General features: G+C 63.3%; 19 protein-coding genes and 1 pseudogene. 1 reads left to right on the forward strand and 19 read right to left on the reverse strand.

Features of this window, described 5'->3' with window-relative positions:
- Window positions 1-376: 376 nt before the first annotated feature.
- A pseudogene (locus U5782_RS12295) lies at window positions 377-1066 on the forward strand (IS110 family transposase); the annotation flags it as partial.
- Window positions 1067-1107: 41 nt separating this feature from the next.
- Here the strand turns inward: U5782_RS12295 and U5782_RS12300 are convergent.
- From U5782_RS12300 to U5782_RS12390, 19 genes are all read right to left on the reverse strand, one after another.
- Window positions 1108-2625, reverse strand: a complete 1518-nt coding sequence (locus U5782_RS12300) for a DUF4157 domain-containing protein (RefSeq protein WP_322044092.1) — start codon at window positions 2623-2625, stop codon at window positions 1108-1110.
- Window positions 2626-2636: 11 nt separating this feature from the next.
- Window positions 2637-3338 (reverse strand): EndoU domain-containing protein, encoded by a 702-nt coding sequence (locus tag U5782_RS12305; protein WP_322044093.1) that lies wholly within the window; start codon window positions 3336-3338, stop codon window positions 2637-2639.
- Between the two features lie 32 nt (window positions 3339-3370).
- Entirely contained in the window at window positions 3371-4426 is a 1056-nt protein-coding gene (locus U5782_RS12310; protein ID WP_322044094.1) for a hypothetical protein, read from the reverse strand.
- Window positions 4423-5001: a DUF4255 domain-containing protein gene (locus U5782_RS12315; RefSeq protein WP_322044095.1), complete on the reverse strand. Its 579-nt coding sequence runs from the start codon at window positions 4999-5001 to the stop codon at window positions 4423-4425. The genes U5782_RS12310 and U5782_RS12315 overlap by 4 nt, the downstream gene beginning before the upstream one ends.
- A gap of 14 nt (window positions 5002-5015) precedes the next feature.
- Window positions 5016-6371, reverse strand: coding sequence for an ATP-binding protein (locus U5782_RS12320; protein WP_322044096.1), 1356 nt, complete (start codon window positions 6369-6371; stop codon window positions 5016-5018).
- Between the two features lie 5 nt (window positions 6372-6376).
- Window positions 6377-10165, reverse strand: a complete 3789-nt coding sequence (locus U5782_RS12325; protein ID WP_322044097.1) for a contractile injection system tape measure protein — start codon at window positions 10163-10165, stop codon at window positions 6377-6379.
- Entirely contained in the window at window positions 10162-13041 is a 2880-nt protein-coding gene (locus U5782_RS12330) for a hypothetical protein (RefSeq protein WP_322044098.1), read from the reverse strand. The genes U5782_RS12325 and U5782_RS12330 overlap by 4 nt, the downstream gene beginning before the upstream one ends.
- Window positions 13042-13044: 3 nt before the next feature.
- Window positions 13045-13779 carry a hypothetical protein gene (locus tag U5782_RS12335; protein WP_322044099.1) on the reverse strand — a complete coding sequence of 245 codons (735 nt, stop codon included), beginning with the start codon at window positions 13777-13779 and terminating at the stop codon, window positions 13045-13047.
- The gene (locus U5782_RS12340) at window positions 13751-17593 is read right to left on the reverse strand and encodes a baseplate J/gp47 family protein (RefSeq protein WP_322044100.1); all 3843 of its coding nucleotides are present in this window, start codon (window positions 17591-17593) and stop codon (window positions 13751-13753) included. Before U5782_RS12340 ends, U5782_RS12335 begins: the two co-directional genes overlap by 29 nt.
- A gap of 12 nt (window positions 17594-17605) precedes the next feature.
- Entirely contained in the window at window positions 17606-18034 is a 429-nt protein-coding gene (locus U5782_RS12345) for a GPW/gp25 family protein (RefSeq protein WP_322044101.1), read from the reverse strand.
- A 6-nt stretch (window positions 18035-18040) separates the two neighbouring features.
- Window positions 18041-18343 (reverse strand): PAAR domain-containing protein, encoded by a 303-nt coding sequence (locus U5782_RS12350; protein ID WP_322044102.1) that lies wholly within the window; start codon window positions 18341-18343, stop codon window positions 18041-18043.
- A gap of 12 nt (window positions 18344-18355) precedes the next feature.
- Window positions 18356-20149, reverse strand: coding sequence for a type VI secretion system tip protein VgrG (vgrG, locus tag U5782_RS12355; protein ID WP_322044103.1), 1794 nt, complete (start codon window positions 20147-20149; stop codon window positions 18356-18358).
- Window positions 20146-20799 carry a hypothetical protein gene (locus tag U5782_RS12360; RefSeq protein ID WP_322044104.1) on the reverse strand — a complete coding sequence of 218 codons (654 nt, stop codon included), beginning with the start codon at window positions 20797-20799 and terminating at the stop codon, window positions 20146-20148. The genes vgrG and U5782_RS12360 overlap by 4 nt, the downstream gene beginning before the upstream one ends.
- A 36-nt stretch (window positions 20800-20835) precedes the next feature.
- A complete protein-coding gene (locus U5782_RS12365; RefSeq protein ID WP_322044105.1) occupies window positions 20836-20997 on the reverse strand; it encodes a DUF5908 family protein in 162 nt (53 codons plus the stop codon).
- 3 nt (window positions 20998-21000) lie between these two features.
- Complete coding sequence (locus U5782_RS12370; protein ID WP_322044106.1) at window positions 21001-21447, reverse strand: phage tail protein; 447 nt, start codon at window positions 21445-21447, stop codon at window positions 21001-21003.
- A 10-nt stretch (window positions 21448-21457) separates the two neighbouring features.
- On the reverse strand, window positions 21458-21913 hold the full coding sequence (locus U5782_RS12375) for a phage tail protein (RefSeq protein ID WP_322044107.1): 456 nt from the start codon (window positions 21911-21913) through the stop codon (window positions 21458-21460).
- A 25-nt stretch (window positions 21914-21938) separates the two neighbouring features.
- Window positions 21939-23576 (reverse strand): phage tail sheath family protein, encoded by a 1638-nt coding sequence (locus tag U5782_RS12380; protein ID WP_322044108.1) that lies wholly within the window; start codon window positions 23574-23576, stop codon window positions 21939-21941.
- A gap of 77 nt (window positions 23577-23653) precedes the next feature.
- Window positions 23654-24715 carry a hypothetical protein gene (locus U5782_RS12385; protein WP_322044109.1) on the reverse strand — a complete coding sequence of 354 codons (1062 nt, stop codon included), beginning with the start codon at window positions 24713-24715 and terminating at the stop codon, window positions 23654-23656.
- A 656-nt stretch (window positions 24716-25371) separates the two neighbouring features.
- On the reverse strand, window positions 25372-26130 hold the full coding sequence (locus tag U5782_RS12390) for a hypothetical protein (RefSeq protein ID WP_322044110.1): 759 nt from the start codon (window positions 26128-26130) through the stop codon (window positions 25372-25374).
- Window positions 26131-26217: the final 87 nt, after the last annotated feature.

Below are 26217 nucleotides of genomic sequence, written 5' to 3' on the forward strand. Positions count from 1 at the left end.
AAAGCACCACATGATACGGCTATTTAGATAATCCTTCTTATCATAATGCATCGATTTATTGAGTGAACTACGTTGTATGAAAACGCGTCACACCCCGCTGCCCGCTCCGTCCCGTCCCGTCCAGGCGAACACGATTCGTCCGGCTTTCCCGATACTGCTGAATTCGCGCTTGTTACGCGCCTGGTATGCGGGTGTCGCCGTGCGTCCAGCCGTCGAGCGCTACCTGCCTTCGGCACTGGGCGACAGGAAATCCGCGCGTAGCGTACTCGATCGTATCCGGCGCCAGTTGGTCCCGCTCGCGCGCGGCGCGAAAACGTGGATGCCGAGACTTGCCACCGATGTTCCATGCCAAACAGTTCAACCAGCAAAGCCTTCGATGCAAGAAAACCAACAACTTAGCTCTGTCGATGTATTCGTCGGCGTCGATGTCGGCAAAGGCCACCATCACGCTGTCCCCTTAGATCGCCGAGGAAAGCGCCTTTACAACAAGTTGCTGCCCAATGACGAAGCCAAGCTGCGCGCCCTTATCACCGAACTCAAGACGCACGGCCAGCTCCCGTTCGTCGTCGATCAACCCGCGACCATCGGCGCGTCGCCCGTGGCAGTCGCCCGTGATGAAAGTGTTCTGGCCGCGTATCTACCGGGTCTGGCTATGCGCCGCATCGCTGACCTGCACGCTCATGAAGCCAAGACTGATGCCCGCGATGCTGCCATCATTGCAGCCGCGCGCCCAACGCTGCATACGCTGCGCTCACTTCCGGCTGGCTGACGAACCACTCGCGAACTCACCATGCTGTGCGGCTTCGACGACGATCTCGCGGCCCAGATCACGCAGACCAGCAACCGCATTCGAGGTCTGCTCACCCAGATCCATCCGGCGCTGGAACGGGTCCTAGGGCCGCACCTCTACCATCCGGCCGTGCTTGACCTGCTTGAGCGATACCCGTCACCCGCCGAGCTCGCCTCAGTCAGCGAGAAAACACTCGCCAACCGCCTCACCAAACACGCACCTCGCATGGGCAAGAGCTTGGCTACCGAAATCGTCGAGGCGCCCCCTCTACAAACCGAATTCCGCCCCTACCGCTTGACGAGTCACATAGGGGCACGTTACATGCCCGCGCCGACCAGCTCGAAAATTCGGGTTAATTGAGGCTGTCCCACTTTCAAGAGCGGCATTCCGGCATTGTTACGGTGTGCTTCCAAATAGGACGTGTAATAAGCTCCACGATGATTCAGCCACGCATCTAAGTTAGGATAGGCGCTGACAATCGACTTAAAGTGCGTAATGATGACCTTGGCGATAGCCGCTTCTTCTTGGTCATCAGTGGGGTCCGCCGGCTGGTAATCCAGGAGCTGCCACACGAGAGCGCGGCACTGATCCGCAATAGTGGCTGCAACCCACGTGTTCTCCCATTCACCTCTTCTAAGCGTCGTCTCTACGAGTTCGAGCCTGCCCGAGGAACCTGCCTCATCGTGCCCTCCGCCTTTCCCACGCCGCGCGGTTCCCGGCACCATGTTCCGAATGCAGAGGATGTAATCGATGATATCGCCTATGGTTTTTGGATTGATGGCCTTTACTTTTGATAGTTTTTCTAGTTGATCACTCCAGTATTTAATCGCATCGGTCAAATTTTTGACGTTGCTCTGCTGCATACCCGGAAGGGTAAGTATTTCGTCCAAATAGCCCTTTAATGCGATCACCGCGTCTCCGGGCGCGCGATCCTTTACCTTGGCCAGGATGGTGTCTTCGAATACGACATATGCAGTAAAATGTTGCCCTTGAGTGCCGCGCACATTGGATGGCGGCCTAGAGGGGAAATTCGACACGCCGCTGATCGTTCCGTCCGCTCGAATATTCAGCCGCGCGAATTGCATCGTATGATGCCCGCGCCCCGCCCCCCCAAAAATCTGCGCCTTCCTCGCCTGCACCGTATTCATCGGAATCCAGGAAGCGGAGTCAGGTCTTGTGCTTTGCGCACCCATAGTCTGCACCACCCTTGCACCCATTACATCGGCCTCATGTTCCAGCCCCATGTCATCATTAACCGGAACTCCATCCTTCATCTGCATCGTGGGCCGCACCCGCCCCTGCTTTTGCTGCACGACATGCCAGGCTTCATGCGCCAGGTGGCGCTCCTGGCCGGGCGCTATATGGATATCAGAACCTTGCGCGTAGGCATGCGCCTGCAGTTGTGCAGGCTGGGACGAGTTGTAATGCACTTTGACGTCGTCCATCGAATAGCCGGATAAGCGCTCGATGCCATGCTTCAACTGTGCGGGCAGACCACCTCCGTGCGCCTGGCGGTCCGCCTTTCTCTGCAACGGCGTTTCGTGCGGGACACCTTCGCCTTGCCCCGCCCTCTGCACGGGCGTTTTCTCCGGCGTGCCCAGTCGTGCCGCCGCATCGAACTTGCCCTGGACCGGCACTTTCTCTTTCTTGCCCGGCGTCCGCACCGGCAAGCTGCCGATCTGTCTGCGCTGCGCCGCCATTCGCGGGCTGGCGGCAATGTCGGCGGCAAACTGCGTCAGCGCGACATGGCGCTCACTCGACATCGACCTTGCCGGGGAATCACGCTCCGCTGCCTTGCCCTCTGCGGATTGGAGCACTGCGCTGCGTTCGTACACGATGCCTCTCCTTATTGCGGCTTCTGCGGATCGCGATGTTTGGTGGCGGGATAAACCGTGGCATCACCGGACTCGACCAGTTGCAACTGGTCAATCAACTGGTGATCCTCCCCGAGACTGCTGAGCAGCACGCAAGCACGGATTTTGTCCTCCGACCAGTTATCCGGAAAGAAGGTTGAAATCTTGAGATTGTTGTTCGCGACCTGCCCGCGTTTCTTGATCCATTGCTTGTATGGCCGCGTGCCGCCGACACCCGCCGGTTGCTTCACGCCCGTCGCCTCAGTTTTGCTCGCGCCGCCCAGAAACTTGCTGTGATATCCCGCAGGATGCCCGTTGTACTCGCCTTGCATCACATGGTCACGCATCCCATCCCAAACAGGCTCCTTTTCATGCACAGTCGCGAAAATTCGCAGCCTGGTGGCGTTGTTCTTACTCTTCCAGTTACGGCTGTATAGGGGGATGTACTTGCGCGTTGCGTCCTCGCATTTCTGCGCCTCGCTTTTGACGTCTTCGTCACTAACCCGCTGCACAACACCTTGCCCCTTGAGTTGCGCCAGCTGCGCACGTTGCGCAACTGCGCGCGGGCTCGCCGCGATGTCGGCCGCCAACTGCACAAGGCCCTGGTGCCGCTCGCTTGCCATCGATCGGGCATGCGTGTGCGGCTCCGCGGCCTGGACGGCGGGTAGGTACATCCTTGAACTGTGTTCCGGCATGACGTCTCTCCTCTGATTCCGCGGATGGTGTCCTAGAGATACACGAATATATCGGCAAATTGCTGCCTGTTTTGTGCACTGCCTTGAGCACCGCCGACGTTCCCCATCCGCGGGTAAGCCAGATTCACGCTCAGTTGCGTGCGCGCTTGTGGCAGCGACGCCAGTTGCACGCTGACCTTGTCGCCCGGCCGCTCGGCAAGCGGCAGCGGATCGCTCGCGGTGAAGCAGTAACTGGGCCGCCCGTCGACGGTGTCTCCCGGCGCGCCCTCGAAATGCACCGTCTCGCCTGTCGTGCGCGTTGCCAGCAACTGGTAGTCCGCGAGGTTCATGCCGCTTTGGCCAATCAGGTGATAGCGCCAACGCACGCTTCTTGCAGCAAGCTCGATGCTGTAGGTTTTTAGGTTGACCTCGCCTTTGCCGTCGATGGTGCGCGCTGCTGCCGGCACGCTATCCGCCAGCAGCAGCCCCCCTGGGTAGATCGCCGCGACACCCCAGGCATTCGAGGGCGGCTTGCCCAGCCAGAAGTCGAGCGTGTGGGCGCCATCCACGTTCAACCGGTAGCGGCCTTCGTCAAGCGCGCTGAAATCGAGCGGCAAGGCTGAGAGTGTCGCGTCAGGACTTTGCGCTTGCCAGACCGGTGGCGCTCCGCCCGACAACTGGCCGAGCAGATCGAGTCGTGCCGCCCGGCGCGCAGGGTCGACCGGCAGGCTGAAACGTGGTGGGTACGCCGACAGGCGTGGCGCGGTGAGCGGTCCGCTCGCCAGCTTGCTGCTGGATTTCGGCTTGCAGTGCAGATTGTCGAAGTAGAAGAGACCCGTGCTGCCCTTCGCGGCGACGTCGGTATAGTCGTTAAGCGCCGGGTCGCGACCGATCAGCCAGAACGCCAGCGGCGCGCTTTCGGAGAATTGTGCGAGAGGGCTCGCGCCGTCCTCGTAGTAGATGCTCCCGCCGCCGGGCAGCGGCCGGAACAGCAATCGATAGCGCGCCAGCAGCGCCGCGCTACGCTGCGTCGGTACGAGGCTCAAGGCCCGGCATACGCCATCGGCGAAATAGTCGTGCCGGCACTGAATGGTGAAGAGCGGAGTCATTCGCGGCGTGCCACATTAACTTCCGGCTTGCTGACTTCCGGCACCATCGCGTCGGCCCAACCTTGTTGCAGCGTGATCATGCGCAGCTTGAAGACGGCCGACGGCAGGTACTTGGCTCCCAGGATGCCCCACAGGTTATTCATCTCCTGCGTGCTGATGCTCACAAGCTCAGCCGAAAGCTTATCGAGGTTCGGCGGGAAGCGGCCCGCGCAGCTTTGTGCATCGAAGCTCGGGCGGCCCTGGAAAAAACCGAGCGCACGGCTTAGCATGCCCAGCGAATCCATATAGCTGCCGAACGACGCCGACACCATGATGTACAGGTTCAGATTGAGCGGCGCGGCGTTACGGACATAGCCGCCGCCTTCGGAGCGGACCGGCACGCCGAGCGCGGGCGCCGCCGCCTCCTTGCCGATGTTGACGAGCGTGAGGATCAGCTTGCCGTTGAGCCCGTGGACCGGCGAGCCGTCCGCGTTGGCGAGGCTGGACAGCACAGCCACCTTCTCGTGGCTTTGCAGGTGCAGGCTGAGGTAGCCGTTCAGTTCGTCCAGCAGGAAACCGAGAGTCTTATCGATCATGGCCGTTTTTATTCCTAGATGCTGACACGTCCGTCTTTACGAAGCTCGCGCCGGATGCCCTGGCGGATGTCGTCGACGTCGATGTGCGGCTGGCCGCGTCGCACCGCCGTCAGCGCCGCATAGCGCAGCACGTTGACGATGGAGCCGCCCGACAGCTCATATTGCCCGGCGAGCGCGCCAAAATCGCAGCCGGGGCCGACCTGGCACGGCGGCGCGAATGCGCCCTGCCACAAACGCAGGCGCTCCGCGACGTCCGGCAGCGGGAAATGGATCATCGACTGGAAACGGCGCGCGAACGCTTCGTCGATATTGCCCTTGAGGTTGCTCGCCAGAATCACCACGCCTGGAAAATCCTCCACCCGCTGCAGCAGATAGGCGACTTCCTGGTTCGCGTAGCGCTCGTTGGCTCCCGAGCCACTGCCGCGCTTTCCGAACAGGGCGTCGGCCTCGTCGAAAAACAGGATCCAGTTCTGGCGCTCGGCATGGTCGAAGACCCGCGACAGATTTTTCTCGGTTTCGCCGATGTACTTGGAGACGACGAGCGATAAGTCCACACGGTAGACGTCGAGGCCTGTACTCTTGCCGAGCAGCGTAGCGGTGAGCGTCTTGCCGGTGCCAGGCGGGCCATAGAAAAGTGAGCGGAACCCAGGCTTGATCTGGCGGGCCAGCCCCCAGTCGTCCATCAGCGTGCCACGGTGCTCGATCCACGCGCGAATCTCCGCGACGTCGTCGCGCACGTGCGCAGGCAGGACGAGGTCGGACCAGCTCAGCTTCGTGCTGATGCGCTGCGCCGGAAATTCGCCGCCGTAGCTCGGCTGGAAGCGCTCGCCAGTGGTGAGCAGGCTCAGGCATTCGCGGCCGATCTGCAGCGGCTGGCCGAGCTGGGCGCGGATCGTCGCCGCTCCCTCCGCTGGCCGTGCGTCGTCCCACGCCAGGATGCCGAGGCGGCGCAGCGGCGCGTCCGCGGCGAACAGGCGATGGACCGCCACGCGATCGCGCAGGTTGTCGCCGGCAAGGACAAAGGCCGCTGTCTCCGCCGTCGGCCAGAAGCCACGATGTTGCGCGCCCGTGTGTCCCCCGAACTCGCTGAAGGGCTGTTGGAGGTTGGCGTTGTGAATCAGGAACGGGTCCAGCACCTGCGGACGCACGTGGGGCGCGAGAGCGAGAATCAGCACGAGGCGCTCCTCATCGTTCAGCGACCATTCGGCCACGGCGCGCGTATAGGGCGAATCGACGGGCAGCACCGGGGGCGGCAACTGCCGGATATGCTCGATGTCGGATTCCTGCCCGAAATACAACTTCATGGCGGCGGAAACGATCTTGTCCAGCCACATTAGCTCCAGTTCGAGCGCGTTCGCCTGTGCGTGCATGGCGGTCATCTCCAGTTGACGAACAACGGCTGCGGCATCCAGGGCAGCCGGATCGTGGTGAAGCTCCACGCGGTCAGGCTGTCCAGCAGGATATCCACGGTTTTCTGGGGGATTGTCAGCGTCGCCATGTCCAGCTGGCACAACAGGCGCCCCTCGCGCATCAGGAAGGTTTGCTGAAGGCCCTCCACCGACGTGTGCCTGAGCTTGTCCCAGCGCTGTGTGACGACGTGGAGCAGATCGCGTCCGATGCGCATGGCTTCCACCGAAGGCGGAGCCACAAATTCAGGCGCTTGCTCGAAGGGCATGCCGCACAGCAGCTTGTTGAGGGCCAGCATGTGCTCCGGCGCGTCGTGGTTGCCGCTGGCGAGGTATTGCAGCAGATAGACGGCGCTGCTGCGCGCAGCCTCGTCTACGAAAGCGCCTTTGTCCACCAGGCCCAGAATCTCGAAATAGCGCGTGAAGAACGGCCAGAGCAGCACCAGCCCGGCGTTCGAGACATACAACGGTTCGTCGTCCGGCAATGCCTGCTTGCGGGGATCGACGAAAGGCACAGGTCGTGACGGTGGCGTAGGAAAGGTCTCGACGACAGCCATGCGGCGCGCCTTGCGCACCTCCTCGCGCGCGCCGGTCGCCGAACCGGGCAGGCTGCGCTCCAGGGCCGCCAGAAGCGGCAGCGGCGCCAGTTCGTATTGCCGGGCCGCGAGCTCCGCGAGCGTCGTCAGGAATTGTGTCACTGACCAGTGGCTGCCCCGTCCGCCATCCGCGACCCGCTCTAGCAACGCCTCCCAGGCGAGCGTCTGCGCGTGGGAGCGCCGCTGCGCGGGAGGGACGGCGAGGGTCGCGAAGCGTTCGAGCAAAGGCGTAACGATCCCGACTTGCGCCGACGTCAGCCACAGGGGCAACAGGCGCAGCAGTAGCGCCGACGGCAGCAGGCTCGCCAGGCGGCGGCGCTGCAACGGTTCCTTGAGCGCTTGCTGGAAAAAACGCCGCCACAGGCGGCGGCGCGCAGCCGGCCAACCCGCCAGCGCAGCGCCAAGCACGGCGAACTCCGCGCGCGCGACGTGCGTCAGCGAGTGGCCGTAGCGCAGGAGGTCTTCCAGCGCGGCGAGCACGGTGTGGTCGCGGCTGGCCGGTTCGGCAATGTGCGCCCGGTCGCGTTGATTGCGCAGGTAGCGCACAGTCAGATTGGCTGCAGGCTCAGGAACGTGTTCGGGCAGAAAGTCCGCGACGCCTTCGCCGCCGAGCAACTCCGCCAGTACGGCATAACGTGCGTCGCGCCCGGCGCCCCGGCTCGCCACCGCAAGCAGGTCCTGCCGGTAGCGCGCCGGCGCAAGCCGCAGCCGGTGCGCAGCCTGTCCCGCGGCTTCGTCGAGAAAGCTGGTCGCCGCAACGCCCTCGCCATGCGGACGCAACAGAAGGCTCAGCGCCACCTCCCAATGCACGTTGCCGGCCTGGCGGCGTTGCGCGCCGGTCAGCGCGCAGCTATCTGCAAGCGCGCTGCCAGCATGGAGCCAGCTCAGCACGAGGCCACCCATGCCGGGATTCAAGGTCAGCACCAACTGACGCAGCGCCGGCACCGGGAGCCAGCGCAGCAGACGCGCGGACGCGCCTGGACGCAGCAGAGCCTTGCGCAATGCGTCCAGCAGCGCTTCCGGTTGATTCGCCAGCAGCCGCTGGAAGCTGCGTTGCGGATGCTGGGCCGGACTGTCCCAAGGGGGCGGCGTGCCGTTCGCGAAAAGTGCGATCAGGTGCGCCAGCCCGGTTTGGTCGCCGCGCCCCTCCGCTTGCGTCGAACGCACGCGGTGGCGGGCGCTTCGTGGCCCGCGCGAAGGCAGCAGAGCCGTCATGCGGCGCGACGTTGCGGCCCGTTTGAGCGAGTGTGGCCGTATCTCGCCGAACTCCGGCTGCCGGCCAAAGACAGCGCCGCCTCCCTCAACCAGGGCGCGCACTTCGCGGTAGTCACGCAGCGTGTGCAGCGACAATGCCTCAGCGAGCGGCACCACCCATTCGGATGGCTCCCTCACCACAGCGGCCGCATCGAGCAGCGACGTTAGCCACGCGAGGTCCGCCTGGCGCAGTAGCTCGTGTTCCGGCAGACGCAGTCGCCGTGCCGCCGCTGGCAGGCTGGCACGCAGCCGGAACAGTGCATCGGCGCGCTCGCCGGCGAGCAGGCGCAGTAGCCGCTCGCGCCAGGCCGGTGCCGTCTCCCGAACGATGCGCACCGCCGCAACAGGGCCGACGGCAAGTGCCACGTCCGCGACGACGCGCTCCGGCACACGGTCCAGCCATTCGTGCAGCAGCAGACCGTCAGCCGGACGCCAGATTCCAATCCTGAGCCAATGCTGCAGACGTTCGGCAGTCGGCGGCGGATCCGGCTCGTCTGAATGCCTTGCCGCCGCGCCGAACGAAACATCGCCAGCGTCGATCCCATGCAACAGCACACGAGCCGGCATTGGCTGCGCGTCGGCATAACGGGTCAACACGCCGCGGGCAAACGCCGCAGGCTGGAGCGCCGCCGGAGCGATCGTCCAGTAGCCGAGCGCGGCTTCGTCAAGACACAGCTCCAGTTGCACATCGCCGGCACTTTGCAATTCGTGTCGAAGCCAGCCGAGCAGCCGTCCGATACGCCGCGATTGCGCCGGGGCGAGCCACTGCCATAGCCGGCGTCGGCCTTGCGGCGACAAGCCTCGCAGCAAGCGCCGTCGTGCATCCCCCGTACGCAGCGCCGCACGCAAAGCCGCCTGGAGCGCCGCCGGTTGCTGCTTCGCAAGCTCGGCCAGGCGCACCTCCAGAACACCAAGGGCTTGCACGTCGAAGCGATCTGCACGGCCTTGCAGCAACGCCGTCAACCTTTGCAACTGGCGCTCGCCAGGCTCGATCACGGTCACGCCCGGTTTGGACTGCGCCGGATCTGGCGGCAACCGCAACGCGTAAAGGGTGTCCAGCAAGCCGCCGGAGCGGCCCTCGCGGCTGCGCACCCGTTCGACGGCCTGGGTCAGCTGGATCAGCAACGCGTCGAAGTCAAGCTGGTAGCGCGACGCCATCCCGCTCAAGGTCGCGCTAACAAAGGCTCGCCGGTTGAATTCCGAGCCGCGCGAATCGAGCAGGTAGTTCAGGATGAGTGTCCACAGCGCCGTGCCGAAGCCGGGGCGGTCGAGACGCGGTTGCGCTTCGGCATGCGGGATGTGGCGCAGTTGGCGCACATAGCCGACGATGTATGCGGTGTCGCCCGGCTCCAGCACGCCCACCAGCGCCTCGACGACTGGTTCTGGCAACGCCGTGACAAGACGCCCGCTCAATTCGGCAAGACGGCTTGCGTCGCGCAGCATCCGGGCGAGGCGTGCAGGCTCGTGCAACATCGCCTTCTGCAACAAGCCGGCCGGCTCGTGATCGTTCGTTACTGTGCCGCTCTCCAGCCAGGCACGCAGCGCCTGCCAGTACGCGGACTCCGCCTCCTGTCCGGCATCCACCGCGAGTGCCCGCGCGGGCCGCGGCAAGCCGAGCCGGCGCAACTGGTCGCGCAGCGCGCTCCTGAGGCGCTCGCCCAGCTCGGCTTCCAGCCGCCCCGGCGGGATTTGCCCTAGATCCAGCTCGATGCGCCGAATCTGGTAGACGCGCGCATCACCAGCGGCCTCGTCGAAACAAGGCTGCAAGGCTTGCTCAAGCTGCTCGCGGCAATAGTCGCCCAGCCGTTGCTGAATGGCCTTGCCGCGCTCGTGGGCACGGCCTGTGCCGGAACGCAGCTGCACGTCGAGCCGCAGCGTCTTCACACTGTGGGCAGCGTGAGCCTTCATGACAATCCGTTCCGCTGCGCCAGACCCTGAAGCATCTGGCGCAAGTCGTCGGAGAGTTCATCCACCACCGCGCCGAATGCCTCGTTGCCATCCTGCGATTCCAGGTACTTCGCGCGCGCCCAGAGAGCATATCGATCCTCGAAGCGTTTCATCTCCTCGAAGTTGAGCCAGTAGCAATCCGCCTGCACGTGGGCCGGACAGTTTTCGTTCACCAGCCGCTGCGCGAAACGCTTGAATTCGTCGCTCTGAAAGCGCACCGGCCAGTCAGGCAGCAACACGCTGATCCTGCACGCGTGAAAGCCGTCGTCCTGCGCGAGAGGCTGCGTCAGCGACCGAAGCAGGATGTGCTCGACCACATACAGGCCCTCGCCGTCGAACAGGTGTTGCCAGGCCGCGCCGTCCGGCTGCAACCACGCAACAAGGCGGTTGCGTAGCGCCGCCAGGCGCTTCGGGTCGTCATCGCGAAACAGCCGGTGCTCGGTCCCGCCAGGCGACAGGAAAACCAGCATCCGCCCCCACTCGCCCGGTTCCCGCCTGATCCGGTAGCGCGCGAGATCGGTGCCGGACCGGAGCAGATGGGCGAAGAGGCCAGGGTGGCGACTCTCGAAGACGAGTGCCGGCTCCTCCTCTTGCTCACTTGTGCCGTTCGTCGCCTTCCCATCTCGATAAAAATCGTAGCCGGGATGGCGCGTGGTGAGTGCCTCCCGCGACTGCGGATAGCGGGCGAAACGCTGCCGGCCGCCGATGCCGAGCAGACTGTACAACCGGTGCTCCAGCCCCGAGCCGAACGGCATGGGCCTGGCGAGTTTCCGGCTGTAGTCGAAACCGCATGCGCGCCGGCCACTGGCGAACGGATACGCCATCAGGAAGCTGCTCTTGCAACTGGCCAGCTCCGCCAGGAAGCGGCTGTCGGCGGCCTGCCGCGGATCGAAATGCTGTAGCAGTTCGTCCTCGAAGCGCTCGTTGAAGCGCGCCAGCAGATGGTTGAGGAAGTCGTTGCGGCGCTGCGGATAGGGGTCGAACTGCGCCATCAGCCGTTCGAGGTGGGCGAGGTAGCTTTGCGCGACGCTCGGCTCCGTCTCTTGCTCCTTGTCCGTATGGTGCGGCTCTATCCGTACGTGGTGCGCGTGCGCCGAGGGTTCGATGCGCACGCGCGCGATCAAACGGACGACTTCGAGCAGCTCGCGCTCAAGCTCGTCCAGCGTGCCGACCCGCAGCTCGCCTTCGGCGATTTCCATGCCGTGAACATTTAGCAGTACAAAAAACCATTCGCCGCCATTCGTCTGCCGGCGATGGTAATAGCGCGCACGGCTGCCATACGCCAGCACCTCGTTCAGACGCGACTGCCGCTCGGCCAGCGTACCGGGCCAGCGCGCGCGCAACGCCGGCCGGTCGAGGTGCGAGATGCGCAGACTGACCGCGCGATGCCCGTGCTGCTGCCGTTCCTCGCTCCGCAAATCGCGCAGTAGCTCGGCGATTGCAGCAGGATTGGGGAAATCGGCCTCGCGATCATCGGCCAGCGACTGCGTGAAATAGCTGCGCACCTCGGGCGGACGCAGTGAAAACAGCCAGCGCGCGTTGGCGAGTTGCGCGAAAGCGTTGGCGAGCACCTGCTCGAACAGCATCAGATAGGCGCGCAGCTGCTTGACCTGTGCCGAGCGCCTGGCCGCTGCGGGGCCGCTGCGGGGCGGAGTGATGCCCGGTTCCACGTCGGCGGCCTGCCACTGGAAATCTTCTGCGATGCCGTAGTGGCTGAGCCCATAGGTGACCGGAAACTGATGCTGGATCGAGTGATAGCGCCCGATGTCCAGGTAGCGTCCGCTTGGCAAGCGGCGATAGCTCAGGCTATCGGTGGATCGAATCGCCGCGCTTTCGCGCGCACGCTCGTCCATGAAGCGCTGGTGAAACACGCGGCCCACGCGCTCGGCATTGGGCAGCACGCGCGCACCGGACGAATCGCGCAGCTCGAACGGCCACGGGCCGCCCTGCGGCGGAATGTCCACGAAAGGCACCGCGTGATCGTCCAATCTCAGCACGTCACCATCCACGTCGCCGTCGACATTCACGAAGTGCAGGCCGGTTAACAGGCTCACCCCGCGCACGCCCTGCACAACGCTGGCGACCTGCGAGAGATGCACGGTGGTCGGGCGCTCAACCAGCGAGGTGTCCTCTACGGTTCCAAGCTCGATCCGCGGGCCTTCGTAGATTTGCTCCAACGGCTCACCAGCGGCGATTCGCTCGTCGATGGCGCTGGTCACGGGTGCCGGCAGCAGTTTCCAGTCGAGGTCGAACAGCACCATGCCCATGACTTCGTCGGGATCGGCGCCAGGCGCCAGAGTAAGCACCCCTCCAAGCTCAAGCTGCTTCCACTTGAGCACGTCCACGCTGACGATGTCCTCGCACAGCGTGCGATTGGCGCACAGGATGTCGCTCACCTGGGCGACGAGCTTGTCGCGGTCGCCCCAGCGGAATCGCTCGATCCAGGCGCTGTACAAGCCGGGCATCCCCGGCACCGGCTCCAGCCACAAATTCTTCAGGCCGCTTACGCGGTCGTAGACAAGCTTGCGGTAATCGTTGGCCGTAAGCGGCGCGCACGTCAGGATCCGGTCGCCGGTGAACAGCGTGTCGCGGGCGATGGCGCCACGCTTGTCCGCCAGCAGATCCGTCATCTCGTACTGGCCTCTCAAGCCGAGATCGGTCAGCGCATAGCACAGCTGCTCGGCTATGGTGAGGCCGGGATCGTGCTCGTTATAGTCGGTCCAGTCGTCGCCCGACGTGTCCTGCGCGTAGGCGATAGCCTCCGCCAGCAAAGCGGCGAAGTCCAGACCTGGAGGAAGCGAGGCCGGAAAATCCTGCACCAGCGGCGTATCGGCCATCGCTTAGTCCTGATGTGACCAGCGGCACTGGATCTGCATCGCCTTGCCAGCGGTGTCTGAACCAAAGGCGCTGCGTGCACGCACGTTGAGCTGAAACGTGGAGCCGGTCTCCGGCAGCCATTTGAACTGGAGGGTGTGCCACGGAATCAGGCTGTCCCGGTCGACGCTCTGCACCAGACGCCGCGCCGACAACTGAGTGCCAATCACGGCGATCGCGTTGTTGACGATCCGGTAACCGGGGCGCGCATTCACGGTGGCCGCTGTGCAGGCCCAGGTACCGACGGTCTTGTCGGTGATCGGCAACGGATGCCATTTGCCGTCCGCTGGCACCACGCAGCTTGTCGCCGTGCCGGAAGACGGGGCGCCGGCAGGTGTGGCGCCGATGCCGGGAGCAGCAGGCACAACGGGTGCAGGCGGTATAGCGGGTGCGGGCGGTTCGACGGGCACGAGCGGTTGAACGGGTACGAGCGGTTCAACAGGTGTCAACGGCGCGCCAGTCCCGGGGTTGCTGCCGGTGCCGGACGCGGCGTCCCCAGGCGCGCCAGTGCGCGCATTGCCGCTTCGCCACCAGGCGATGAGCTCGCGCAACGCCCCCAGATCAGCATCCGATAGTTCATCCTTCGGAACGAACGAGTCGATCAGATCGGCGAAGTCCATCTGCGTGGGGATCGCGCCGTTCAGGAACACGCTCTTGAGGTCTTCAGGTTTCTTAATCATCGGTGTCTGAAGGGAAAACATCGGGTTGCCGTTCCAGCAGGCCGAGCGGCAGACGCAAGGCATATTGCCGTCCGGGCGGCGCACGGAGCTGACTCACCGCGACCGGCTGCGGGGCGGGCTGAAGCATCAGGTCTTCGCCGATCGCCATGCTGCCAATGCCGTAACGCTCGCCATCCGCGCGGATCGCGTGGCGCGGCGCCGACACCAGCACGCCCCAGGGGCACGAGGGCATCAAGACGTCGTCCATGCCGAACCAGCGCGCGGCACGCACGCCGTCGCGTTCGTACGTATGCAGGGCTTTCAGCGACACCACGCCAGCGACGCTTGCCTGATCGGCGACGAATACATACAGGTCGCTCATCCGCTGCTCGCCACCGCCGATGGCGAGCGGCACAGCGCTGTCGACGCGCCACGGTGCGAGCCAGGCGGCGATCGTATCGCTGAGCGCCTGCAGGTAATACGCGGCATCCAGGCCGTCCTGCAGTTTGACTTGCAGCACCACCTTGATCTCTTCGTAGGCGGGGCTGAGGACCAACAGATTGCTCAGGGTCACGGCACTCTTTTGCAGCAACGCCTTGCGAATCTCAACGAGAGCCCGGTCCGCCACCCCAGGCCGCGGCGGATGGTTGCTGCCCAGAGGCGGACACGGCACCACCACCAGCCTGACCGTGCCCGCCGGCACGCGCGCGCAGGCATAGCCGCTCGTGCGTTCGGCGCCGGGCCGCAAGCAGGTGGCCTGCAGCAGCGCCGGAAAGCTGTCCAGTGCGATCTGCTCGAAGTCCTGCGCGCTTAGCGCGCGCTGCTTGTGGCGCAACCGCTCGCTGACGCGAATGCGGAACTTATCTGGCGACTCCGCCGCCTGTCCGCCGAGGGTGGGTAGCGGTTGAATCACCGCCTGAATGCCGGGCGGCTTGCGCACGAAGTCCTTGATGGAGCCAGCGGGCAGCGCCCTGCCCGCTTCCGGCCGCGCCTCGTTCAGCACCTGCGTGACCGCGGCCGCCTGCGTGAAGACCTGCGTGGTACGGGCGCGCATCTGCGGATCGTCCACCGCAGCGGCGAGCCAGAACAGCCCGGCCGGCAACAGCGTAGTGTCACAGCTGGGCTGCGTGCCGCTCGTCAGCAGGCGCACAATGCCGCTTTGCGTGAAGCCGGCGGTGCCGTCCCGCACATCGCGGCGGCAGAAGCGCTGCCACTGGTTGTCCTGCAGGTAGTACCAGTCCACGGCCGCAGGCGCGAGGCCGGACGAGGGACCGTCAGGCCCGGTCGCGAGTCCCGGTGTGGCCGCCTCACCCATCCCGAACAACAGCGAAATGAGCTGCCCCGGCACTACGCTGCGCAGGCCGATGTAGAGCTGCCCGGCGCGCAGGACGCCGTCCAGCAGCAAGGTCCCGCGCGGCGCAGCCGCAGCGTAACCGAATGGGCCAAGCTGGTAAAAGCACGGCACCGGGTCCGAGACGGCGTCGGGAGCCAACTGGGCCGGCAACTGCTGGCTGGCGACGTAGTCGATGGCGACGCTCTTAGCTAGCGGCACGAACGGCGGCTCGGGCTGCCTGGGCAGCACCGGCAGCGCATCGACGGGCTTACTCTGCGCCTCGGCCAGCGCCCGGGCGCTGATCGCCAGCGCAGCATTCATCGACGCTTCGGCCAGAAGACGCGGATAGAGTTGTTGACCGAACCCGCCATCCGGCGCGGCCAGCTCCATGCGGATGGACTCCAGCGCGCACGGCGCGACGTTGCCCGCCACCCCGGAGACGGCGAAGCGAAGTGGCGTATGCAAGCCGGCCTTTTCGTCGTCGGTCGCGGTGAACAGCGGCCGGCTGCTGCCCGCCTCGCTCCAGCGTCCTGCGCGCCTCACCTGGAATGCGGCGCGAAACGCATTGTTTGCGAGCCGCGGCACGGCATAGCCGGTGTAGTACGACGCAAGATCCTGCGGCGCTTTTGGCAGGTTGAACCAATCCACCTGCAGCGCGGCGCGCACGATCGGCTTGCTCGCCAGCTCGGCGTCCGCCAGCTCCAGATAGCTGCCGCGGATAGGCCATTTCCCAAACGGCGCAAACGGCGCGCTCGCGTCGGCGGGCCCCTGGGTCGTCGTCATGCCCGACGGCGTCAGCCCGGTCACCGCGACGCGCAAGGTAATGCCCGTCAGCAGCAACTGCTGGACGAACGCGTAGGGATACACACGCGCAGCCGGCTTGAGCATCAGCTTCAGACGCGGCCACGGCGATGCGCCACCAGCTTCCAGCGGCGCGGGAGGACCTGGCTCCACAGCCGGGAAGATCGCCGGCAGCAGCAGCATCAGCTCGACCCAGCACTGCTCCAGATTGGCGCGCACCGTCACCTGCTCGACGGGCTGCCAGCCCTTCGCCGTGGTGATGGATACGTCACAGGCTTCAGTCATCGCCACCTGTGCCATCGCGCCTGGCGAACGTCCCGCAAAGCTGGCATAGGTCTGCTCCAGCACGTCGCGATAGGCCTGGGCCACGTCGGCGAACGCGCGCGGCTCAGCCGCCGCAGCGCCCGCCGGCAGCCCCAGCGGGGAGCGCGGGATGGAGGCTGGCTTGGGGTCGAACTGGAAACGCACGCGCAGGATACGCCGGCCGCCGCGCAGTAGCAGCATCGGCGACGTGATGAGTAAGCCGGTCTGCGCAAGCGGCGCGCTGTCCAGCAGCGGCGAGCCACCGCCCGGATTGGCGCGCGAATTGCCACTCCAGTCGCGGCCGAACGAAGGCCAGCCTTGCGCTGGCTGGGTGAGCGGCGTCCCCAGACCGTCCTCGGAATTGGCGCGCGGCGCCGCATAAAGGCGCGGAACGTAGGTCAGCCCCGGCAGCGGCGCCTGCTCCGCGTAGACGGTCTTGAGCTCGCCGAGCGTGTCCTGATTGACCACCAGGTCGCTGTCCACGGCGTAGACAAGGTCCTGGCCGTCCGGCAGCTTGCCGGCGCTCAAACACGTGCCGGCCGGTACGAGGCTGCCGGTGCTGGCGGGTGTCGGCCGCAGGCTGACGAACCCGCGGTCGGCTACGGCGGACCGTTCGTGCAATTGCAGGATGTCGCGGTAATAGAACGCCAGATGCTTCCCGGTGATCGCATTGGCATCGTCCTTCGCATGCCGAAGCAAACGCAGAAAGGCGATCATCAGCGCGGACTGCGGCTGGTGGCCAAACGTCTTCGTCAGCGAATCGGCGAAATGTGCCCGCATGGCCGGCAACGCAGCTTCGACGCCGAGCACGAACGATTTGATGACGGTGTTCAGGTCGGACCCGGCATCGGCGGTGCCGTCCGGCTGCAACGGCGTGCTCCAGAGCGAGTTCAGGTACTGCTGATCGTCGCCGGGGTACGGATGCAGCAAGCGCTGCCTCATTGTCTGCCACTCGCGCCCCCACGCCGTGCGCTTCGCGACCATCTGGCACAAAGGCGCCAGTTGCTGCCCGATCAGGCGTTCCAGAGTCAGCCCCGCAGATGTGCCCAGTTCGAGCGGCGTGCCGATGTGCTTGAGGCCGAGCGCCCATTCGCTCACCTGGCGGAACAGGCCGAACAGCTGCAACAGCAGCCGGTGGTCGCGGTGCCGTGGCTGCGGCTCGCCATGCACTGCGCTGCGCACGCCCGCGAGCACCTGGTCGCCGTCGAAGCTCACGATGCGCGCCAGCAGGAAGCTCAGGTCGTTGGCGAAAAACGGCCGCCAGTCGCCATCGGGCTTGCCGTCAAGCCCGACATAGCTCACGAGGCGCGCCACCTGCTGAACGAATTCGAGCTGCTGGGCGAGCGTGCGAGCGTCCACCGGCGCGCTGTCCGGAGACAGCGCGGCGAGACCGCGGCTGGCTTGTGTCGTGCCGTTCACGCTGGCTTTCCGTCAAGCGATAGTGCGGACATTGGTTCCTTCGGACCGGTAGAACGGAAACACCATGTTGCTGCGCGTGTTGGTCTGGCGGATCAGATACGTCAGCGTGATGCGCAGCAGGCCGTCCATCGCCCGGCTCAGGTCGAAGTCGACCTCTTCCAGCAGGATGCGCGGCTCGTAGCGCAGCACCGCATCCGAGATCAGGCTCTGTAGCAAGGTCAGGTTGTACTGGTCCATCGCGTCAAACACATGCAGGTGCAGCGGACAGCCATAGTCGGGAAGCATCACCCGCTCACCGGGCACGGTACTAAACAACACCATCAGGCTCTGGTGGATGTCGGCTTCCGCCTCGGCCATCAGAACGCCCGCACCGGCCTTGTCGAAACTGGGCGGAAATTGCCATCCGCGCCCGAGGAATGCCTTGTCGTCTGCGCTAGCCATGCCGGGTCAGCCTCCTATCAGCACCGTCGGACACCCCACAGTGATCGTGCCGCCATGCGCGCAGGTATCACCCACCCGCGCAGCGGGCCGCCCGCCGATGAACACCGTGGTGGACCCTTTGACAATGGCGTCCGGCGGTCCGATGCAGACGAGCGCGTCGCCCACGACGGCCGCCGGCATGCCGCCGATTAGCACGGTCGGCACGCACGGTCCGGTCACCGGGCCGCCTACGTGTGGAATCGGCACCGGGAAGGCCGGCGTCAGCATGGGGCATACGTGCATATCCAGAAGGCGTGCGGCTGGCAGCATGAAACGTCTCCTTCAGTTGATCGTGACCACGCCGCCGTTCACCGCCACCAGGGCCGATGACGTCAGCTCCGCGGCAGCGTTGCCGTTCAGCTTGAGGGTAGCCGATGCGTCGGCGCTGATGGCAGGCGCCTCGCTGTGCACGCTGAGCGACGACTTGATGGTGACCCCGCTCCCCGTGCCCTCGATGCTGACCGAGCCGGTGGCCTTGATCGAAATATCCTTCGGGCTGCTAAGCGCAATGCCGCTCGACGTCATCTTGACGCTGTTCTGATTGGAATCGCTGATATTGATCGACGAACCGTTGTCGCTCAACACCACCTTCTGGCCGCCAGGTGTCTCGATGGTGACGATCTTGTCGGCATCCTGCAGCGTGATCTTGAGCTTGCCTTTGGTAACGATGCCCTTGTTCGTGTTCGGCTGGTCTGGCGTGTACGGCGGCGTGTGCTTGCTGCTGTAGAGACTGCCGAGCACCACCGGAAAACGCGGGTCGCCATTGACGAAACCCACCATCACCTCGTCGCCAATCTCCGGCATGAACTGGATCCCGGCGCCATCGGAGGCGTAGGGCGTGCCAAGGCGCGCCCAGATGCCCTTGCCCGCGCTGTCGATCAGTGGCAGGTCGAGTTGCACGCGCGTCAACGTCAGCGGATCGGCGTCGATTTTCTTGACCGTTCCAATCTGCAATCCATTGATACCGGGCAACAGACCGGCGGCGGCGGGCGCCTCGATATCGCTCTGTTCTTCGACGAACCAGCGCGGAGACAGGCCAAAGCCCACTTCCGTGAGCCAGTTGCCGTGCTCCACAGTGTGCGTCACGCGGGCGACGAACGCCTGGCCATTGAAGCGCGCGCCGAGACCGGCTAGCTGGATAGTCTTGCCCGGCACAGCCTTGCTGTTGCCCTGGAACGTCACTGTGCCGCGAATCCGCGCGAGCCGCGACTTGAGCAACTGGGCATCGGCCCATTGCTGGAGATCATCATTGGCGAGCGGCGCGGGTGAGTTCAGCTCGAACGTGCCTGCGGCGAGCACCCCCGCGAGCGTGCTGCCATCGAGGTTGCCCTGGTCGTTGATGGTCGGGTCTGCGCTGTTGACGGTCAGCACCTTCTGCTCGTCGATGTCCCATGCGGTCGTGCTGACCTGCGTATATTGGTTGCGCGCATCGATCTCCGCTTCCAGAACCTTGAGCGAATCACCGTACTTCACGATCAGCCCGCATTCCTCGGCCACCGCTGGCGAGCACACGGTGACCCTGGCGTCATCCACCAGCACGAGCTTGCCGTTGACTTCTGCGCGGCTCACCATGAAGTCCCAGTCAGTGCTGTAGTAGCGCACCAGTTCCTTGTAGGTGACGTTCGTTGATTCAACGTCAGCGGTAAGCCGATGGCCCTGGATCAGGGTCTTGAGCACCGACTCGTCGGTCGTGTCCTGGTAGATAGTGCTCTTGCGCCCAACCGTCATCCTGATCGCACTGTCACTGCAAGTCACGAACAGCTGCGCGGCGCCGTGCTCGCGTACGCGAATGCCGTGCTTGACGACGATGCCTTTGAACACCGACACAGCCTGATTGTGATAGTCCATCTTGATCTCGACCTTGGCGCCCGGCACGAAGGTGGCCGCTTCGCTGATTGCGAACGTGCCGGTGCTCGCGTCGCCATCGGTGAGCGTGATGCGCGCAGTGCCGATGCGATTGACCTCGCGTACAACCTTGACGGTGCTCACCTGATAAGTGTCGGGAATAGCGTTGCCGTCGACGAGAACGGTTACGGCCACCAGATCGGTTTTGCCTGCCAGCGGCGAGACGTTCATGATGCGGACAGGGGAGGAAAGACGATGGGTTGTCCCGCCTGCAGGTTGCGGAACTGGCTCAGGCCGTTGTAGTTGGCCACCATCAGATAGTGGCGGCTGTCGCCGTAGATGCGTTGGCACATCAGCGGCAAGGTGTCGCCTGCGCCCGCGTAGCGCAGGTGAGTCATGTCGGGCGAGTTCTTGCCGCTGAGCTTGGCGAGATCGTCCGCCGACACGAACTGCTGGAAGCTCGGCGTCAACTTCGCGCGCAGCGGAATGCCGTCCGGATCGAACAACGTGTACTCGATATCGAGCCTCGTCATCCTGCACTTGAACGACAGGGTGCCCCACACCAGCAGCAGATAGTTCGGGCTATGGATGTTGCCGTTGTACTGGTAAGCCAGTTGCTTGAAGGATTTGATCGAACTGCCGAGCTTCAGGTCGCTGACGACGCCAGTGCCATCCAGGTAGAAGCTGAACGAGACAGTTTCCGGCTCGATCGAGCTGTATTTGGTGGTGCTGCCGGCAGTGTCGGTGCTCTGCGCCAGGTTGTAGCTCGCAGAATGATTGTGCGTGTAGCTTTCCGGATTGATCTGCAGGGTATAGCTGCCAACCTTGCTGGTGAATTTTTCGTCGCTGTACGCGGTCAGGGTGAGCTTTTGCGGGACCATGTGTCATTACTCTCTAATGCTGGCCAAAACCAGTGTTCAGCGTTCACCCACTCGCTGCAACTGCGCCTGGATCTCCTCCTGGCACGCCTCCAGCAACTCGGCTTTCAAGCGGCGCTGCAAGGATTCCCAGTCCGGCGCAGGCGCTTCCGGCTCCGCCACGGTGACGCGTATGACCAACTCATGAATTTCCAAAGGCATGATTCATCTGCGCTTTAACTGCCGGTAGGCGAATTCCAGCGTTTCCACCGCCACCTCGTTACGGGTGGAATCGAACGCTCCCACACTCCACTTCACTGGCCAAGCCCTCGAGCAGCTCCACGTCAAGAGCGGGTTGCCATTCTCGTCGAGCAGGAACACGTCAAGGTCCTTGCAGGTGAGCCTGCCGCCCGGCCCGGTTCGCAGCGTCGACTGGCACCACTGCGCGAACTGCGAGCCTTTGACCAGGATGCCGCGCTTGAGTACGAGGTTGCTGTACTTGACGCGGCCGGGAAGGCGGTGGGTGAAGCCGTTCTCCCCGCCTTCCTTGATTTCCTCTACCTCGATTTCCATGTCCAGACCCGAGACCTCGGTGAAGGCGGCATCGTCCTCCGACGATGCCCCCGCGATCTGCACCTTGAAATAGAAACCTGTCGGCGGGTAATAGCTCACGGGTCGCCGCTCACTTGTTCTCGATGGTCAGGCCTTCATGGGCGAGCTCCAGCGTCTCCACCGCCACCTCGTTGCCGTCGGACTTCAGGTCGGTGCCGGTGATCTTGACCGGAAAAGCGTTCGTCAGCGTCCACACCATCGTCGTCCCCCCCTGTTCGTCGAGCAGCTTGATCACCACCGGCACGCGCTTGATCACGTTCATCTTGATCTGCGAGAACCAGTCCCAGAACTTGTTGTCCTTGACGAAAATGCCCTTCTTCAAGGTCACGTTGCCAACCTTGCCGATGCCCGGCATCTTCACCGTGGAGAACTGCTTGCTGTTGCCAGCGCGATATTCGATGACCTGCTTTTCCGTCTCCAGGCCCGTGACTTCCTGAAACGCCAGATTCTGCTGGTCGCCGATGTCCACGGAAAAATAAAACTTCGGCAACGGCCAAATGCTTTGGTCCTGTACTTCACCTGCCATGGTCGATTCTCCTTTTCCGTCTCAATCAGGAAACCTGCATCTTTTGCTGGAAATTCAGCTCGACAAATTCCGCCGGATGCGTGACCGCTACACGGATCGTGACGCGCATATAGCCGTCGATAACATCCTGGCCAGACATCGTGCTACCGAGACCCACCTGCACGTCGTAGGCATCCTCCGGCTTGGAGCCAGCAAGCGCCCCGCTGCGCCACATGGTGTACAGGAAGTTGGAAATCATGGCCTCGACCGCCACCCACGTCGTGGAAACGTTCGGCGCGAACACATAGGCCATCGTCGCAGCCTTGGCCGACTGCTCCAGCATGATCATCGTGCGGCGCACGCTGACGTAGCGCCAATCGCCGCTGTTGCCGTCCAGCGTGCGTGCGCCCCACACCACGAGACCGCGGCCAGGGATCGTGCGGATCGCGTTGACTGCGCGGCCATCGAGCGGCATGTTCAGGTCTTCCTGATCTTCCGCCGTGATGTCCACCGCTGGCGTGACGGCCAGGCTGATGCTGGTGTTGGCCGGCGCCACGTAGACGCCCTTGTTCGAGTCCGTGCGCGCATACACGCCGGCCATCGCGCCGCACGGCGGCAGCAGGTTCGGATGTGCCAGCATGTCGGCGGCGAGCGTCTTGTAGAGCGGGCTGACTGCCGTGAGCTGGTTGTGAATACGCGCAATTACCGCGGCCGCAGCTGCCGCGTTGGCGGCCGTATTGCCTTTGTCATCGGGCAAGGGGTTGCCCTTGTCGTCGGTCAACGCGCTGTTCGTCACTGGGTCATTGACCAGCAGCGATAGCCCGCTAAACAGCTTCTGCATCTTCTGCTGTTGCGACACGCTCGGCTGCGGGTTCGTCGCGGCCAGCTCGTCGGCGAGCGCCTGGCGCAGCACGCCCAGCGAATCGCTGTCCAGATTGGCGTAGGTGACCTTACTCTCGTCCACGACGTCGAAGTTCACCCACGGGTAGTAGGCCACACCGTAATTGAGGAAGTCCGTGCCGATCATCTCGCGAAAGCCAAACGGCTCGCCGGAGATCACGTCAGTCTGGTCGTCATAAGTCCGCTGCTTGTCGCCGCCGTAGATGTCGATCATCGCCATCCGGCTGCGCATGGTATTGCAGTGCGCGAGCGCCGCCTCCCAGAACCCGTAGCACGCGGCCGGGCTATCGAACAACACGGTGTCCGGAGCCACCAGCAAGGTCACGTCCTGCACCTTCTTCAGTGCATCGAACGGCGCGACGAGAGTAAGGTCGTTCGGATCCGGATCGGGGGTGAAGTCCTTGACGTTCTTGCCGTTCAGCACGGCGTCGCTATAGTTGCCCACCGAAATCACATAGGCCGGGCCACCGCCGTTTGCAAAATACAGGCTCACTGCGTAGTACAGGAAGAAGCGGCTCTCCAGATTCTGCGCGGTCACGTAGTGAGTCTTGTCGTCGCTCTGCTTGAGCGAGAACAGCGGCTTGTAGGGGCCACCGAAAACCTTTACGTAGTCAGTCAGCGACTCGATACGAGTCGGCTTGTATTTTCTGGCTGCGTTGCCGTCCCGGGCTTTCTCTGTGTAACCGATGAAAGCCGGAATGGCGGTTTCGACTGCCACCACTGTGTTGGGAAATGCGTCCTGCTCGACGATATACACGTCGGGGGTCTTGTACTGCTGATCCATGGTCTCTCCAGTTCAAATCGGCCAACGGCCACCGCAGCACCCGGCTTGCGGCGGCCGCCATTTTTCAGGCAGACGGATCAGGCGGGTTCGGTCTGAACCGATTCGGGTGCCTGTGTAGCTGAAGCAGCTGGAGTCGCTGAACCAACCGGCGTAGTTGAAGCAGCCGGAGTAGATGGAGCAGCAGGTGCGGTCTGGACGGGAGCGGAGGCCGGCAGGGTGTTCACGAGCGTCCAGGTCTTGGTGTCGGCGCTGGTCGCCAGGTAGCGCTCGGCACCGATCAGGGCGACCACACCGTCCTTCGGGTTCCCCGTGGCGCAGACCAGACCGAACTTCAACGAAGCGAGCTTGGCCCAAACACCCTTGATAAGCGAGAACAGTTGGTTCTCACCCATGGCGATGTAGCCGTTCACGCCATCGCCCATGATGGCCTCGATCGCGACGCGCGGCTCCAGCGGCGAAGTGGGCGAACCATAGGGCTGGCCGCTGAACATATAGACGCTCGGCACGAATTTGTCTTCGCCGTCGTACTTGACCTTGTCGTCCCACGGAGACTGGCGGTAGACCACGATACCGTTGGTGGCGTCGCCGGCGATACCGCCGATCGGAATGCGAGGACTGATCGCAGATTCCTGCCATACAGGGTTGTTGAAGACGTCCTTGATCTGGGCAAGGTTGTCGCCGTCGTGGATGACGATGCCGTTCACCAGATCGCCGCAGATTCCCTTGATGGCGAACGGCGCATCCCGCAGCGTCTTCCACGTTGCCAGTGGGTTGTCGACATCGGTGAGATACGAGACGGTTTGGCCCGAGAAATACACCACACCGGTGGCCGCATTGCCCGTGATGCCACTGGCGGGCGGGGAAGCGGGAGTCTTCGCAGCGGTGGTTGTATTGCCCGCGGTGCTACTGACACCCAGGGAAGCAGGAGCTTTCGCGGTGGTGGCCGCACTCCCTGTGTTGCTACCACTGGCGGCCGGGAAAACTGAACTATTCGCGGAAGATGATGAAGGAAGATCGAATCTGGGTTTGCCGTACAGGTTGGCCTTGATGTCAAACGTATAGACGGCACTGCTCTGGGGATCAAACACCACGTAGTTGTTGGTCTTGTCACCAACGATGCACGCACCGGTTTCTGGCATTACCCGATTCTCCTTAAGGACTCTTTGATTTGACAACGAGTTGGACAAACCTTGGTTCTTGCGAGGGCTTCTAGCGCCGGGGCGACACGCGCACAGCTGTAACTGCAGTCACCAGCCGGAAGCTCATCATTCTTTTAGTTCTAGGGACACGGATCGATTCCTTGCTTACCTGAAAGGAAATACCAACCGATTCACCCGTTTAACAGCAACGCGAGCGGCATCTTAACGGAATCGTCGGTTGAGAGGGCAACATTTCAATTTCGAGTATGCGAAACAGGAAGATATTGCTCGCGGGTGAGCTGATGCGGCTGCCGGATCTTCGGTCAATACGATCAGTAAGCGAAACGAGAGGAAAAGGTACAGCGCGTTTGTGTCCCCCCCGGAAATATGGTCTTCTGGAGTCGGGCTGCCCCGACCGCAAAGATAGAAGGGACGACTCCACCCGCAGTTGGTTTTATGCCGGGTGAATTTGAGCCCAGATGCAGCACGTCAGCGCCTGCTCTCCCTTAGGGTGGCGCTTTTCCCTGATCGTGTGCCAAGTTTCAGCATGGTGCCTTGTGAGTAAGGTCTATAGGTCGCGTACCTACTGCCGGGCTCCAACACCACGCCGAAACAAAAAAACGTCCGAAAAGGGAGTGATCTTTACTCAATGCGCATCATTGCGCGATCTGCCAACCGTTGTCCGTCAGTTGCATGTTGTAGGTGAAGGTGAAGTCGTAGGGGAGGTCATCTTTGAACTGATCGGTGGAAACGTTCGCACCGGTAAAGGTCCGCACGAGTGCTGCGCTAACGTTCGGGCATTCCTTGGCGATGTTCTTGAAGATGACGTTGCGCATCGAGGCCTCCGTGAGTTGGTGTTCGCGATAGTCGGTCACGGTCTTGAAGTCCTTCGTCGCCTCTTCCAACTCGTCCGGGTGGGCCTTATAGTAAATCTCGGCCAAACCAACGTTTTGCGCGTCCACTGCGCCCACGATTCCGCGAATTGCGGGATCCACCTGCATGATGCCCTTCACGATGGCCGCACGGATCTCAGGATCCTGGCTCTGGCCAAGTTCCTGCTCGCCAGCCTCAATCTTCTTGGCCAGATCGTTCAGATCGCTTTGGGCCTGCGTGGACGCATCCTTGTTCTTCTCAAGATATGACTCAGTGTCCTCGATGAAGTCCTTGTTGGCCGACAACGGCTTCATGATGATCTCGCCCGACATCTCCATCTGGTAGTGGCTGTCATCTTCCTTGAGTCCGTTGACCTTCTCAAACTTCGCTAGCTTGAAGAGATCGCAGTCGTCGATGCCAAGATTTGCAATGACGCCTTTGCGCACATCGCCTTCCGAGGGCTTGCTCGAGCAACCGACGAGAGAGAAGGCGATACCAACGAGAATCGCGATCTTATTTGCTGTGATATAGGATGTTTTCATGATTGGTCTTTCCTTGTTTTTACTACAAATAACTACCAATTATTACAAATAGGTAGTGAATTAATACGTAATTAGCATTTCCTCCAT

It is taken from the genome of Paraburkholderia sp. J67, assembly GCF_905220265.1.
Taxonomy (GTDB): Bacteria; Pseudomonadota; Gammaproteobacteria; order Burkholderiales; family Burkholderiaceae; genus Paraburkholderia.

Bases quoted from the DNA above. Each gene is read 5' to 3' on its own strand.
- U5782_RS12335 (WP_322044099.1), bottom strand. From the start codon at position 13,779: ATGTTTTCCCTTCAGACACCGATGATTAAGAAACCTGAAGACCTCAAG.
- U5782_RS12305 (WP_322044093.1), bottom strand. From the start codon at position 3,338: ATGCCGGAACACAGTTCAAGGATGTACCTACCCGCCGTCCAGGCCGCG.
- U5782_RS12310 (WP_322044094.1), bottom strand. From the start codon at position 4,426: ATGACTCCGCTCTTCACCATTCAGTGCCGGCACGACTATTTCGCCGAT.
- U5782_RS12345 (WP_322044101.1), bottom strand. From the start codon at position 18,034: ATGGCTAGCGCAGACGACAAGGCATTCCTCGGGCGCGGATGGCAATTT.
- U5782_RS12390 (WP_322044110.1), bottom strand. From the start codon at position 26,130: ATGAAAACATCCTATATCACAGCAAATAAGATCGCGATTCTCGTTGGT.
- U5782_RS12380 (WP_322044108.1), bottom strand. From the start codon at position 23,576: ATGGATCAGCAGTACAAGACCCCCGACGTGTATATCGTCGAGCAGGAC.
- U5782_RS12320 (WP_322044096.1), bottom strand. From the start codon at position 6,371: ATGCACGCACAGGCGAACGCGCTCGAACTGGAGCTAATGTGGCTGGAC.
- U5782_RS12315 (WP_322044095.1), bottom strand. From the start codon at position 5,001: ATGATCGATAAGACTCTCGGTTTCCTGCTGGACGAACTGAACGGCTAC.
- U5782_RS12375 (WP_322044107.1), bottom strand. From the start codon at position 21,913: ATGGCAGGTGAAGTACAGGACCAAAGCATTTGGCCGTTGCCGAAGTTT.
- U5782_RS12365 (WP_322044105.1), bottom strand. From the start codon at position 20,997: ATGCCTTTGGAAATTCATGAGTTGGTCATACGCGTCACCGTGGCGGAG.
- U5782_RS12325 (WP_322044097.1), bottom strand. From the start codon at position 10,165: ATGAAGGCTCACGCTGCCCACAGTGTGAAGACGCTGCGGCTCGACGTG.
- U5782_RS12360 (WP_322044104.1), bottom strand. From the start codon at position 20,799: ATGGTCCCGCAAAAGCTCACCCTGACCGCGTACAGCGACGAAAAATTC.
- U5782_RS12350 (WP_322044102.1), bottom strand. From the start codon at position 18,343: ATGCTGCCAGCCGCACGCCTTCTGGATATGCACGTATGCCCCATGCTG.
- U5782_RS12385 (WP_322044109.1), bottom strand. From the start codon at position 24,715: ATGCCAGAAACCGGTGCGTGCATCGTTGGTGACAAGACCAACAACTAC.
- vgrG (WP_322044103.1), bottom strand. From the start codon at position 20,149: ATGAACGTCTCGCCGCTGGCAGGCAAAACCGATCTGGTGGCCGTAACC.
- U5782_RS12330 (WP_322044098.1), bottom strand. From the start codon at position 13,041: ATGGCCGATACGCCGCTGGTGCAGGATTTTCCGGCCTCGCTTCCTCCA.